The following is a 15,378-nucleotide window of genomic DNA, read 5'->3' on the forward strand; positions in this document are numbered from 1 at the left end:
TAGGTAAGGAGAATGTAAGGAGTAGGTCTGACGAAAATAGGAGATAATATGAAGTTGAAAGTATTAGTAAAACGATATGTATTTGTCATTGTAAGCTCGTTGATTGTCTCAGCATGCAGTCAGGGCACGGATTGTTCCGTACGAAAGATTAAGTTTGATCAGGATTGGAAATTCTATCTCGGTCAAATGGAAGATGCGGCAAAAGAATCTTACGATGATTCGGAATGGCGGGTATTAAATCTGCCACATGACTGGAGCGTAGAACCTCTTTCCGGTTCAGATGGCTTATCGGTAGGCCCTTTCTCCAAAGAAAGTGCCGGAGGTTTTGCTACCGGACAAACCGTAGGTGGTGAAGGATGGTATCGAAAATCATTTACTATTGACCGTAAAGATACTCACAAACTTCATTCTCTTTATTTTGAAGGAGTCTATGCGCAGTCCGAAGTGTGGGTGAACGGACAAAAAGTGAATTTCAATGCGTATGGATATTCGTCCTTCAAATGTGATATTACTTCGTATTGCCATCCGGCAGGTGAAGTGAACACTATTGCTGTGAAGGTAACGAATGAGGGAAAAAATTCCCGTTGGTATGCCGGTTCAGGTATCTACCGGCATGTATGGTTAATAAAGACCGATTCTGTTCATTTGGATGAATGGGCGGTTGCCGTACGTACTGCAAAGGTGACCGGTGATGAGGCTACATTGGCTATAGAGGCGGATGTGTTTAATGAAAAGGCGGAGAATACAGGAATAAATATGATGGTTACGATTATTTCTCCTGATGGTGAAGAGGTAGGAATGAAAGAGCAAACAGTGAGTGTCGACGCGGCTGGTAAGCAGACGGTTGCTTTCTCTTTGCCGGTGAAACAGGCGAAGCTATGGTCGGTTGATACTCCGCATTTGTATGAAGCGAAAATTTTGATCCGTTCCGGGCATGAGGTGCTGGATCAAATATCTGTTCCTTTTGGCATCCGTACTATTTCCTTCAGTGCAAAGGAAGGATTTAAGTTGAATAATTTGCCCCTGAAACTGAAAGGTGGCTGTGTACACCATGATAATGGTTTGTTGGGGGCTGCTTCGTTGGATAGGGCAGAGGCACGCAAAATAGAATTGTTGAAGGCAAATGGATATAATGCGGTCAGATGTGCTCACAATCCTCCGGCGGAAGCTTTTCTCAGAGCTTGCGACGAACAAGGTATGTTGGTGATTGATGAGGCTTTTGACCATTGGCAAAAAGAAAAGAATCCTCAGGACTATCATCGTTTCTTCGATGAATGGAACGAAAAAGATATTTCGGCAATGGTGCTGAGAGACCGGAACCATCCGTCTGTCATCATGTGGAGTATCGGAAATGAAATTCAGGAACGTTCGGATGATGCCGGTATGGAGATTGCAGAAAGATTGAGGAATATAGTGAAAAAATTAGACCCTTCACGTCCGGTAACTGCTGCTATCAACGATTATTGGGATAATCCGCAACTGAAGTGGAAGGAAGATGCTGCAAAGGCCATGCAACATTTGGATGTGGCAGGATACAATTATATGTGGTACGAATATGAGAATGATCATCAGAAAGATCCCTCACGTATCATATATGGTAGTGAGACTGTTGCGCAGGAAGCTGCTGTAAACTGGAATCTGGTGGAAAAGCATCCGTATATCATTGGTGATTTTGTATGGACTGCCCTTGATTATCTGGGTGAAGCAGGAATAGGCCATACACTGGAACTGAGTAAAGGTGAGAAGAATCCCCAGTTTATGGGTTGGCCCTGGTATAACGCATGGTGTGGAGATATTGATATCTGTGGAGAAAAGAAACCGCAATCCTATTACCGGGATATTATCTGGAAGGAAAGGGAAATTGCAATGGCGGTACAGCCTTTGCCGGCTGCCGGGAAAACAGAAGATGTGAGCTATTGGGGGTGGAAGAACGAATCGCTTAGCTGGAACTGGAAAGGGCTGGAAGGCAAACCTGTAAAAGTGAATGTTTATAGTCGTGCGCCTAAGGTAAGACTCTATCTTAATAATGAATTGCTGGGTGAGCAAGAAGTTTCAAAGAAAGACTATACGGCTACGTTTATAGTCAACTATCAGCCGGGTAAACTGAAAGCAGTGGCTACCTATGACAGCAGTGAATCTTCATGCGCTATTCTAAGAACAACCGGTGCTCCGGTGCAGATACGTTTAATCGCAGACCGCAAGGTGATTAAAGTGGATAGGGACGATCTGGCGTATGTTACTGTTGAATTGATTGATAAAGAGGGCAGGGTAGTATCTGATGCTGACATGAAAGTGGCTTTAAGTGTTGTGGGTAATGGTATTATCAGGGGATCGGGAAATGCATGTCCTACAGATATGGAAAGTTTCCGCTCCTTATCACCTAAAACCTATAAAGGTAAGGCAATGGCTATATTGCAGTCGGATGGAAATGCAGGTGAAATAACCTTGAATGTTTCAGCAAAGGGGATGAAAGGGGCATCGGTTACAATTAAGACGGTGGATCGGATGTCGGCTAAGCAACAGGGAAAAGATATCGTAACTCCCGGCAGTATTTGGAAAGATACGGATGGAAATCCGATAAATGCACATGGGGGAGGTATTCTCTACCATGAAGGTACTTACTATTGGTATGGTGAATTTAAAGGTGATTCTACCTATCGCCTGGACTGGGTTAAAACCTGGGAGTGTTGGCGGGCTGAAGCCGGAGGGGTGGCTTGCTATTCATCCAAGAATCTGACAGACTGGAAATTTGAGGGTAAGGTTCTGCCTACGGTAGATGATGATCCGACTTCAGATCTTCACCCTTCGCAAGTGATAGAGCGCCCGAAGGTCATCTATAATGAGAAAACCGGTAAGTTCATAATGTGGATGCATATTGAAAGTCCTGATTATGAAAAGGCACATGCCGGGGTAGCGGTCTGTGACTCACCGACAGGAACTTTCACTTATCTGGGCTCTTTTAAACCGAATGGGGCAGACAGCCGTGATCAGACTATTTTCAAGGATGATGATGGAAAGGCTTATCATATCTGTTCGTCAGAATGGAACAGTACCTTATATATCAGTTTGTTGACTGATGATTATACAAAACCTTCAGGAACTTATGTCCGGAGATTTATCGGACAATCCCGGGAAGCTCCTGCGGTCTTTAAGCGAAACGGTCACTATTATATGCTCTCATCCGGTTGCACCGGTTGGGACCCGAATAAAGCTAAATGGGCTGTATCCGATTCAATGATGGGAGTTTGGGAACTGAAAGATACCCCCTGTCTGGGGCGTGATGCCAATAAGACATTTTATGCCCAAAGTACCTATGTACTCCCCATTGAAGGGATGCAGGATCAATTTGTCGCTATGTTTGACAGGTGGAATAAAACGGATTTAATAAATTCACGGTATGTCTGGTTACCGGTTGAATTCGATGGAGACAGACCACTTATTCGCTGGGCGGATCAGTGGAGTACTCAAACAATGGAAGCAGTTTATTAACCTAATAATGTAATACAAATGAAAAAAATAGGCTTCTTATTTATCGGATTTTGCCTGCTTACAAACTTATCGGCACAGAAAGTTTATAAGCTGGATGCTTCGGATGTCATGGAAGCACCTTTGTGCGGTCATCTGAAGATGGGAAATTCGGGGCCTAAGGAGAAGGCAATAGAAATCAACAGTCTGTATATGACTCTGGGTGGGAAACCGATCCTGCCTGTTATGGGAGAATTGCATTTCTCGCGTATTCGTAAGGATTTGTGGGAAGACCGTATCTTGAAAATGAAAGCTTGCGGTATCAATATTATCTCTACTTATCTGTTCTGGAATCATCACGAAGAGATAGAAGGTCAGTTTGAGTGGGAGAATGAGAAGGATTTGCGCAGTTTTATTAAGTTATGCCGGAAACATGGATTGTTTGTAGTTCCGAGACTGGGACCCTGGTCGCATGGAGAAGCGCGTAATGGAGGGACACCCGACTGGATCTTACAGAAAAAATATCTGAAAGACCGTTCAAATGATGTGGTTTATCAGAATTATGTGAAACGTTATTTTGCCCAGATAGCTTATCAACTGAAAGGGCTTTACTATAAAGATGGCGGGAATATCATAGGCATCCAGTTGGAAAACGAATATTGGTATGGAAAGGAGGGTGAACCGCATATCCAGTGGCTGAAAGATACAGCTCTGGAAAATGGCATTGATGTCCCGATGTATACGGTTACGGGCTGGGGAGACGGTTCTGTTCCTCCTTTTGAGGTGATTCCTTTATGGGGAGGATATGCAGATGCTCCATGGGTGGAACATGTAGGAAAAGAATACCAGCCGGGAAACTTCCTGTTCGATTCGTTCCGTGATAATGAGAATATCGGCAACGATCAGATAAAGCGGCAAGATGTGTATATGACGTACGAAAAGTATCCCTTCTTTACTTGTGAAATGGGAGTGGGGGTACAAAATACCTATCACAGGAGGCTCAGCATCGATCCTTTGGACGGGCTGGGTATGATGATTGCCAAACTTGGTTCGGGGTCTAATCTGCTGGGATATTATATTTTTGCCGGTGCCACTCAGTTTACGGGTAAACTATGGTCTACTGAGGAAGAACAATTGAAAACTGGGTATTGGAGTCGGTTGCCGGTGAAGTCTTATGATTTTCAGGCTGCTATCCGCGAATCAGGAGAAATAGCGGAATCTTATAAGAAGGTGAAAAAACTGCATTACTTTGTCAATGAGTTTGAGAAAGACCTGGCTCCCATGATGCCTGTTATCCCGAAATGGGAAGAAGATGGGTTACAGGTGTCTGTACGCTCTAATAATGAAACCGGCTATATGTTTGGAATCAATTATTCCCGTTATCATCCGAAGAAGGCACAGAAGAGTGTGAAGTTTGAGGTGAAACTGAAAGATAAAATGCTTCGTTTTCCTCAGAAAGGTATTGAAATGCAGGATAGTACGGTCTTTATCTGGCCCTTGAATGTGGAACTTGATGCTATGCGCCTGAATTATGCCACGGCACAATTGATGGGAAGCGTTGATAATTGCTATCTGTTTTTCCAGAACAGGCAAATTCCCGTGGAGCTATCTTTTGATAAATCGACTGTGAAAGGAGTGGAGGCAAATCGGGCTAAGATAAAGGAGGAAAGTGATAGTTGGATTGTTAACGGACTGAATCCGGGAAAAGATTGTGTACTTAAGGTACAATTGCAGAATGGAGAAGAAAAGTATGTTGTCATTCTGACAGAAAAAGAGGCTGATAACTGCTGGTTATTGGAACAAGATGGAAAGAAGGTATGCTATATTTCTGATGCGGATTTATACAGTTCACTTGGAGATGTTTATATTTTCTCTACTGATAAGAAGGCTGCTTATTATAAGTTGAAGACGGGTATGAATCCGCGATTTGAACAGAAAGCGGTTATTTTCAATCAGCCGCAAATGGATATTCGTATTCAGCCTAAGGGCATCCTGGAAGAGGTAAAATGGTTGGAAACAGCAAACTTTCATGGGATTGAACCTTATCAGCAGCGTTATCGCCGTTTCTTCTTTAAGGAATTCAATCTGGATAATCCTTCGAAGATCAAGAAAGTCACTTTGTTTATGTATCCGGAGTCGAAATGTATACTCAATCTGAATGATACTTGGGTAAATCAGGAAATAAAACCAAACCAGTTAAATGAAATAGACCTTACAGGATATGCCAGGAAGGGTGTCAATTTGTTGTTTGCAAGTTTCCCATTTGTTGAGGGGAAGAAGCAATTTGCTGCACGTGTTATTGTGGAATACTATAATTATGACAGGATTGAATTTAGTACCGACTCTTCCTGGCTGGCGACGGAGTATTACTCCAATCCTTCACTTACACGGGAATTTCCGCAACCGATGATGCCGATGGTGGTGGATAAACCGGGATATGCCGATGGTATTGCTTATAATACATTCAAAGAGTGGAGGCTGCAAGTGCCGACAGATGCATTGGAGAAATTGAATAATATTTATATGCGTATCAGTTATTCCGGTGATAAGGCGGAAATCTATAACGGATATATGCTTTCGGATGATGATTATAACAGTCATGCCACCTGGACGGTAGGTTTGAACCGGCAGGAACATTCTGTAGAGGGGAAAGAGTTGACGCTTGTGATTTATAAACTGGATAAAGACGAGAAAATCTTTTTTGACTTACCGGCAAACGGAACTGATGAGCAGGCTGATGTGAAAAAGGTTGAATTTGATTTTGAATGTTTACAAAAGATAGACTGATAAAATGAAACGACTCAATATTATCTTGTTTCTCCTGGCTTTGGCTGTTTTAACAGTTGAGGCAAAGGATTTGAAGGTTGCCGGTATTTTCGGCGATAATATGGTGCTACAGCAAAAGACGGTCACACCGATATGGGGATGGGCAGATGCCGGGACGACAGTTACAGTGACTTCATCGTGGAACGACAAGAGTTATTCCGCCAAAGCAGGGAGAGATGGTACGTGGAGAATTATGCTTCATACACCGGAAGCAGGAGGTCCCTATGCATTAACCATAACGGGAGGTAAGACTATAACTTTCAGTGATATATATATAGGCGAGGTTTGGTTAGCAAGTGGGCAATCAAATATGGCTATGCAGCTGAAAGAATGTTATGAATCTACCAAAGCTATTCTGACTTCTCAAAAAAGTAATATTCGTTTTATAAATGTGCCTCCACTTGGCAGTTATAAACCACTTACGGATATAAAAGCGGATTGGGTGGTGGCTGCTCCGGAAAATGTAGGAGATTGTAGTGCGATTGCATGGTATTTTGCTCATTTTATTCAGGAGAATCTTGGGGTTCCGGTTGGTATTATTAATGCAAGCTTTGGTGGTTCCGTTGTTGAAACCTGGATGAGCCGTGAAACTTGTCAGACACTGGGTGATATTTCTGTTCCGGAAGTGAGTGATGGTACTACAGGGTGGGAGGCCAATATACCTACTACCATGTATAATGGAATGTTGAACCCCATTGTCGGTTATGGCATACAGGGTTGTATCTGGTATCAGGGAGAATCAAATGTATATAATGTTTCTCAATATTCGGATCGGCTGGTTGCTATGGTAGCTGAATGGAGACGGAAGTGGGGAAGAAATTTTCCGTTCTATTTCACGCAAATAGCTCCTTTTGATTATACTACATGGAATGTTCCAAGTGAGGTAGGTGAGCATGTAGGTGCTTATCTGCGTGATGAACAGAGAAAAAGTATGGATCGAATTGAGAATAGTGGTATGGCGGTCATTTTGGATGTGGGAGAAGTAGAACAAATTCATCCGGTACGCAAAGAGAAAGTTGGCGAACGTTTAGGATTGATGGCATTAGCTGAAGTGTATGATACGAAGGGATTTGAATATAAGAGTCCGGCTTTTGAAAGGATGGAAGTCGATGGGGATAAAGCTGTGATTTTTTTAAAAGATTTATATTATGGACTAACGAGTTATGGAAAGCCCCTGCATTTATTTGAAATAGCAGATGAGAGTAAAGTTTTTCATCCGGCTGAAGCGTATGTAGATGAAGAAAGAGATGTTGTAGTAGTGTCTTCTAAATATGTGAGGAATCCGAAAGCAGTTAGATATGCCTTTAAAAATTATGTAGAACCGGAACTATTCAGCCTTAGCGGGCTTCCGGTATCTTCTTTCCGGACAGACAATTGGTAATAATAAACTTTAAAATAATATGTATATGAAAAATATAAAGACAATACTTTGTGGAGGTTTGGTTGCAATGTTAGTTTCCTGCTCTTCGCAGATGACAACGACTAATTATTATTTTGATTCTGTAAATGGTGACGATGCTAATAATGGAACCTCTGTAGGGACTCCTTTTAAGTCTTTGGCAAAGCTTCAGTCTTTAACTCTAAAAGGTGGAGACAGTATTTTGTTGAAATCCGGTGCTGTATTTACGGAGAAACTTTTGCTTTCCTGTTGTGGAGAGGAGAATAATCCTGTCGTACTAGGCAAATATGGAGGATTGGAAAAACCGCATATAAAAGGAAATGGAGTTGATACAGCTGCTGTTCATATATTGAACTCAGAGAATCTGGTGATACGCGATCTTGAAATTTCTAATAAAGCCGATGTTCCGAAAGCTGGTTTACTGGGCTTGTGGGTAGAGTTGGATAAGTTTGGAGAATCACATAATATGGTCATTGATGACTTGTACGTGCACGATGTATATGGAAGTACGGTGATAGAGAAAGGTGGCGGTATAGGAATTTGCATTCAGAATGGCCGGGATAATGACAGTATTCTGAATCGATTTGTTGGAATGACTATTGAGAATTGCTATCTGAAAGATTGCCAAAGAGATGGAATTAAGTTTAGGGGGTACTGGATCAGGAAGCAGTGGAATCCTAATTTGGGAGTAGTCGTCAGGAAGAATGTATTGGATGGAGTGCCGGGTGACGGTATTGTTCTGGCTGGTTGCGATGGTGGATTGATAGAATATAACGTGATGAAGAATTGCCCGAAAACACTGCCCGAATCGGAAGCTTGCGATGGAATATGGCCTTGGTGCAGCGATAATACATTGGTACAGTTTAATGTAGTAAGTGATCACAAATCTATCATAGACGGGTATGCTTATGATTCGGACTGGGGATGTCGGAACTCGGTATTCCAGTATAATCTGAGTTATAATAATGATGGCGGCTTCATGTTGGTAATTGGTACGGATGGTTGGCCGGAAGCCTGGTGTGTGAATGGGAATATTGAAACCAAGGTGCGTTACAATGTCAGTATAAATGATGGACTACGCAATTATCTGACTAATGCCAGCCATAAAGACGCCTATTTTAGTCCTGCAATGCATTTCACTGGATATACTCAGAACACATTGGTAGAGAATAATCTGTTTTACCTGTTTCCAAAACCGGAGCCACAGATAGACCGTACGCTTTTCCATTTCACTAAGCATGATTCATCTTATGGGAAAGGAGATGTCTTTAAGAACAATTATATTTATGCTCCGGAGGTGACTGTAGCTGTAAAAGAGGAAAAGGCAGTGGGTAACCAATATTTCGGAAATGTATATATCGGTAGTTTGAAAACCCCTGCCACCGGTTTTACAAAGCAGGAAGGAACTTTCAATAAATCACTTTGGTATAACGCGGAAGATAAGAATTGGGATATTCTTCTTGATTTTTTAAAGGATAAAACTGTACCTGTTAATGGTAAAGAACTGAAAGTACTTGATATAATCGGAGCTAATTGAAATAGAATCTTAAATCATTAAAATACTTTAGATATGAGTTTATTCAAATTATGTGTAGCAAATCTAGTGGCATTATTCTGGGTGGTAGTTCCTGCTGTCATGGGTGCCAATATTATACCTCAGCCTTCTTATGTACAAGAGAAGCAAGGTACGTTCGATTTAGCTCATAACAACAATATTCTATATGCCGGTAAACATCTGGAAGTAAATCAGATAATTGATAACTTTATGGAGCAAGTGTTGGGAGACTATGGTTTGAGTTTGCAAGCAAACAAGTCTAAAAAGGCCGGCATATTACTGCAAGATAAAAAATCCTTGGATGAAGAAGCATATGAACTTTCTGTTGCTGCCAATAAAGTGGTAATTAAGGCATCTGCACCTGCCGGTTTTTTTTATGCTCTCCGCACTGTTAATCAGTTGATTCTGGCGGATGAAAATCATACTTCACTTCCTTGCATCTTTGTGAAAGATGCACCTCGTTTTTCTTACCGGGGATTCTTGATTGATGCGGGGCGCTATTATTTACCTTTGAAAGATGTGAAAAAAGCTATTGACCTGGCTGCTAATTATAAGTTGAATCGTTTTCACTGGCATCTGACCGATGATCAGGGATGGCGGTTGGAGATAAAAAAATATCCGCGTCTTACCGAAAAAGGCTCTGTACGTTCTAATTCGGCTATTGGCACCTGGGATCAATATTATCCTCGTCATTATGATGGAAAAGAACATTCAGGATACTATACGCAAGATGAAATTCGTGATATTGTGAGATATGCAGCTGACAGGCAAATTACAATTGTTCCTGAGATTGAAATGCCGGGGCACGCCTTGGCGGCTTTGAGCGTTTATCCGGAATATGCATGCAGTTTTCATTCTTCACTTGATTTGATGGCAGGAGCCGGCATTTCCGATCAGGTGTATTGTCCCAAACCTCAGACATTTCGGTTTATAAAGGATATTCTTACAGAAGTTGCAAGCTTGTTTCCCGGAGAATATATTCATATTGGCGGTGATGAATGCCCTAAAACATCCTGGGAGCAATGTGAGGATTGCCAGGCTTTGATAAGGAAAGAAAATCTGAAAGACGAGTTTGAACTTCATGCTTATTTTATTCAGCAGGTTGAGAAGATTGCGGAAGGTCTTGGACGAAAGCTGATTGGTTGGGATGAGGTTCTGGAAGGAGGACTTCCTCTGAAAGCTACGGTAATGTCGTGGAGAGGGGAAGCGGGAGGCATAAAGGCTGCTCAATTGGGTAATAATGTGATTATGACTCCTAATACTTATTGTTATCTGGATTATTATCAGGAGAATCCGGAATTTGCTCCTTTAGCTATCGGTGGATTTATATCATTGGAACAGGTATATGATTACGAACCTATTCCAGAGGCACTTACTGCGGAAGAAACTAAACATATTATGGGGATTCAGGGAAATATATGGGGAGAATATGTTGCTACTATTGAGAAATTTGAATATATGGCATTTCCCCGCTTGCTTGCCATTGCAGAAGTGGCTTGGAGCCAGCCTGGAAATAAAAACCGGGAACTTTTTATTTCTCATCTGAAGAAAGAGTTTTCTTTTTTCCGGAAAAGGAATGTCAATACATGCCGTGAATATTTCAGACCTCGTATTCAGGGAGGTTGGGATAGTGAGAAAGGAATGTATGCGGTTACACTTGAGACTATATGCCCTGATGCTGATATTCGCTACACATTGGATGGTTCGGAACCTACGGTGGAATCGGAGATCTATGAAGGCCCGGTTTATTTGACAGAGAATACTTGTGTGAAAGCTGTGGTGACAGATAAAGATAATCAGATATTAGAAGCTCCGACGGTGAAGAACTTTCTGGTGAATAAAGCAACGGGATGTACTTATACACTTTCCACCGATGCCTGGAGTCTGGATTGGTATCCGGTGAAACCTACTCTGTTTACGGATGGTGTGCAAGGTTTTACTCCCTCAAATTACGAATGGGCGGCTATCGCTTCCGGTGTAGAAATTGTGATTGATCTGAAGAAGAATACAACAGTATCCGGAGTTCGCTTCGGCACTATGGTTGCTCCTATAAACAGTACACTTCCGGCTAAGTCTATGATATGTTATCTTTCAAAAGATGGCAAGGAATTCCGGCAGATAGGAGAAAGTACCTTCTCATATCCTGTATACAAAGGAGAGAAAGAGATCTATCATAATTATGTGAAGACGGACAAGAAAGACGGACGATACTTGAAGCTTGTGATAAACGGGCAAACTGAATTACCCGAAGATTACCCTTATCCGAATGCTTTGCCTTCGATTGCATTAGATGAAATAGAAGTTTTCTAATAAGAAGTGTGGTTATGAATAAATTGTTATTTTTTTCTATATTGCTATTGACCTGTGTAACGGGTTGGGCTAACGGCATACGAAATTTTTATGTGGATTCTTTTAGCGATAGTCAAGTTGCTGATGGTAGTATGGAATCCCCATTTAAAAGTTTGGATGCTTTGAAAGGTGTTAAATTCCTGCCGGGTGATTGTATTCATCTGGCAGGGAATCAGATATTAACCGGAACTATTCATGTTAAGGGAGTAAAGGCAACATCTGAGAATCCGCTTACTATCACTTCATACGGGACGGGAGTTTCACATATTTATTCTGTCCATAGTTCTGCCATTGTAATAGATGCCTGTGAGAATATTCATGTAAAGAATGTAGTGGTGAAAGGTTCGGGGCGTAAAAAGGGCAATACGGGGACAGGCATAGAGGTGGTTAATTCGAGGTTGATAGAGGTTGATAGAGTGGAGGCTTCCGGGTATCAAATGAATGGCATTGGGGTAACTGGCGGAGGAGATGTACGTATAACTCATTCGTACGTACATGATAATGGTTATAACGGTATTGAAGTGACTGGTAAATGGGGAACAAAATCTGTGCATAATATTTATATAGGCCATTGTGTAGCCGAAAATAATGCCGGAAATCCTGCTATTCTGGACAATCATAGCGGAAGCGGGATATTGGTAGGCCATGCAACCAATGCAACAATAGAGTATTGTGAGGCTATGGGGAATGGTTGGGATATGCCGAGGTCCGGAAATGGACCGGTTGGAATTTGGGGATACGAATCAGATCGTTTAACTATTCAATATTGTTTTTCGCATGACAACAAGACTTCTCCGGAAGGATTAGACGGAGGCGGATTTGATTTTGACGGAGGAATAACGAATTCGTTAATGCAGTATAATCTTGCTATGAATAATGAGGGGGCTGGCTATGGCTTGTTTCAGTTTGGCGGCGCAACAGAATGGAATAATAATATCGTACGCTATAATGTGAGTATTAATGACGGGATTAAGAATTCTCATGCGGGTATTTATGTTTGGTGTGATCCGTATAATAAAGATGTTCCTTTATGTGAAACTAAGGTACACGATAATTTAATTATCAGTAATCAGGGGTATTCTATCTCTTTTAATACCGGATTTTCTTCGGGATTGGAATTTGCGAATAATACGTTTATTCTGACTAATGGAGGAATAGAACATTTGCATGGGGATGAAACGAAAGGAATGGCGATTTATAAAGGTAATCGATTTTGGTCTGAAACTGCCGGACAAAAAGGAGAACGACAGCCTCGGGTACCTCAGGATGCAACAGCAAACTATGAGTCGGTTGGATATAATCTTCCTGTAAGTGTAGATATACTTCGGCTGAAAGAAATTATAACTGATATGATATCCCTAAAAAAATGAGGGCTATGTATAAAAGAAGTCTTTTCTGGTGGACACTGCTTAGTTTTATAAGTGGTTATTGCTACCAGGCAAATGCACAGTCTGCATATCGGATTAATCTGAATATACCGGATAAAATAATAGAAACCGGTCATTTGGATTTGGGTGGAGTGGCTCCTGACGGAGGTTCTATATCTGTAAATAGTTATTATATGGAATTGAATGAGTCTCCTTTCATTCCTATTATGGGAGAGATACATTATGCCCGTATTCCAAATGAACAGTGGGAAGAACAGATACTGAAGGTTAAGTCGGGAGGAGTGAATGTTATTTGCACTTATGTTTTCTGGAATATTCACGAGGAAACAGAAGGTGTTTTTGATTGGAACGGTGATAAAGATCTTCGGAAATTTATCTCTCTTTGTCAGAAACATAATATGAAAACGCTCGTTCGTATAGGACCTTTCTGTCACGGAGAAATTAGAAATGGGGGTATACCGGATTGGCTTTATGGGCGCCCGTTCCTGATCCGCACCAATGACCGGGAATATTTGAAATATGTAGATCGGCTTTATGCTGCCATTGCTTCTCAACTGAAGGGATTTTTCTATAAAGATGGTGGTTGTATCATTGGTATTCAGTTGGAAAATGAGTTGCAACACTCTGCCGCTCCCTGGGCTATTCGCTACCCTGATCAGCCTATTGACTATACTGTTGCTGATTATGATGTGCAAAATACCAAATTTGGCGTATCGGTACAAGAACAGGATATCCAGAGTCCTGAAGCCGGTAATCAGCACATGAAAACATTGAAAGAGATAGCACTGTCTCATGGGATGGAAGTTCCGTTGTATACGGCTACGGGGTGGGGAAATGCTGCGATCATTCCTCAGGAAGTTATTCCTGTAACGGCGGCTTATACTTATCCGACATGGGCGGATATAGGTATGTCTCCATTCTATTTATTCAGGGATATTCACACTACTCCCGATTATTCTCCGGTACGATATGAAGGCTACCGGTATCCTTCTTTCTGTGCGGAAATGGGAGTCGGTATTCAGATGACTTATGGTAGAAGACCGAGCATTCCGGCTGAAGCAGGTGAAGGACTGATGATACGTTCGTTAGGAAGTGGCGCCAATGGCATAGGCTATTATATGTATCATGGTGGAATTACTCCTCAGGGAAAGAAGGGTTTCTTTAGTGATGAACCTTCAGGGGTGCCAAAGATGTCTTACGATTTTCAGGCTCCTATCGGAGAATTCGGACATACGCGCGCTTCTTATCATTCATTGCGCATTATTCATCATTTTGTGAATGATTTCGGTCATTTGCTGGCACCTATGGGAGTGGTGTTACCGGAAAACAGTGATACGATCACTCCTTCAAATACTCATACCCTTAGATATGCAGTGCGTAAAAAAGAAAATGCTGGATTTGTTTTTATTACGAATTTCCAGGATCATTGTAAACGTGAAGATCTGAGAGATGTCAGTCTTACTTTGAAATTGGCCGGTGAAACGGTTCGTTTTCCACAGGAGGGAACCGTAACGGTAGCCAAGAATGCCAATATAATTCTTCCTTTTAATATGGATTTAGATGGTATCTTATTGAAGTCGGCTACCCTGCAACCGTTGGCAAGAATTACTTCCGGAGGAAAGAAACATTATTTCTTTTTTGCACCCGAAGGAATGAAGTCGGAGTATATATTCGCAGAGAATACGGTGAAAGGAGGGACTAAAAAGTTGATTCCAGTACCTGGATTTAACAGCACGGTAAGACTAAAATCTATAACAGGGAAAGAGATTCTTATTACAACTTTAACTAGGGAACAAGCCTTAGCAGCCTGTAAAGTGACGGTGGAAAAGGAGGAGAAATTACTGATAACTTCCGCAGATGTGCTGCAGGAAGATGCTAAAGTACGGATTCAATCTACGGATACCATATTGAAGGCTGTTGCTTTTCCTGCGGTTCGTTTTATAACTGAAACTTCTGCGAAGATCAGTAAAAAGAAGTATTGCAGTGAGATATCATTTACCAAGAAAGGAGTACACATTTTCCCCAAGGTTCACATGGCGAGTGAGAGGCGTTTTCTGGTTCATTTGCCGGAAGGTGCTTTCAGAGATGTGAGTGATCTTATTCTTTCTATTGATTATATCGGAGATACAGGTGCTGCATTTATTAATGGAGAGATGGTGGCGGATAATTTCTATCATGGAAACCCGTGGCGGATAGGATTGAAGCGATATGCCGAAGCTGTTCAGGGCGATGGCATCTATTTCTACTTGCAACAATTGTTTGCTAATGCTACTTACCTGCAAGATTTACCTGAAGGGCTCAGGTTGGATTTCTCAAAAGGAGGGCTATGTCGGCTGAATAAGATACAGGTTATTCCTGAATATTATGCAACTTTTACTATTGGAGATTAAAAAAGA

7 protein-coding genes are annotated in these 15,378 nt (G+C 41.7%); all 7 read left to right on the plus strand.

The genetic code is table 11. The features are described from left to right. Nucleotides 1-48 precede the first annotated feature (48 nt). Genes QZ135_RS02275 through QZ135_RS02305 form a run of 7 tightly spaced genes read left to right on the plus strand, consistent with a single transcriptional unit; the run spans nt 49 to nt 15,372 of the window. Complete coding sequence (locus tag QZ135_RS02275) at nt 49-3,489, plus strand: glycoside hydrolase family 2 TIM barrel-domain containing protein (protein ID WP_294605574.1); 3,441 nt, start codon at nt 49-51, stop codon at nt 3,487-3,489. An 18-nt stretch (nt 3,490-3,507) separates the two neighbouring features. Beyond that, nucleotides 3,508-6,252 carry a beta-galactosidase gene (locus QZ135_RS02280; protein ID WP_294605576.1) on the plus strand — a complete coding sequence of 915 codons (2,745 nt, stop codon included), beginning with the start codon at nt 3,508-3,510 and terminating at the stop codon, nt 6,250-6,252. A gap of 4 nt (nt 6,253-6,256) precedes the next feature. Beyond that, nucleotides 6,257-7,672: a sialate O-acetylesterase gene (locus tag QZ135_RS02285; RefSeq protein WP_294605578.1), complete on the plus strand. Its 1,416-nt coding sequence runs from the start codon at nt 6,257-6,259 to the stop codon at nt 7,670-7,672. Between the two features lie 25 nt (nt 7,673-7,697). Beyond that, on the plus strand, nt 7,698-9,227 hold the full coding sequence (locus QZ135_RS02290; RefSeq protein ID WP_294605580.1) for a right-handed parallel beta-helix repeat-containing protein: 1,530 nt from the start codon (nt 7,698-7,700) through the stop codon (nt 9,225-9,227). A 33-nt stretch (nt 9,228-9,260) separates the two neighbouring features. Beyond that, nucleotides 9,261-11,555 carry a family 20 glycosylhydrolase gene (locus QZ135_RS02295; RefSeq protein WP_294605581.1) on the plus strand — a complete coding sequence of 765 codons (2,295 nt, stop codon included), beginning with the start codon at nt 9,261-9,263 and terminating at the stop codon, nt 11,553-11,555. Between the two features lie 14 nt (nt 11,556-11,569). Then, on the plus strand, nt 11,570-12,964 hold the full coding sequence (locus QZ135_RS02300) for a right-handed parallel beta-helix repeat-containing protein (protein WP_294605583.1): 1,395 nt from the start codon (nt 11,570-11,572) through the stop codon (nt 12,962-12,964). A gap of 5 nt (nt 12,965-12,969) precedes the next feature. Then, complete coding sequence (locus QZ135_RS02305) at nt 12,970-15,372, plus strand: beta-galactosidase (RefSeq protein WP_294605584.1); 2,403 nt, start codon at nt 12,970-12,972, stop codon at nt 15,370-15,372. Nucleotides 15,373-15,378 lie beyond the last annotated feature (6 nt).

It is taken from the genome of uncultured Bacteroides sp. (assembly GCF_905207245.1).
Lineage (GTDB): Bacteria > Bacteroidota > Bacteroidia > Bacteroidales > Bacteroidaceae > Bacteroides.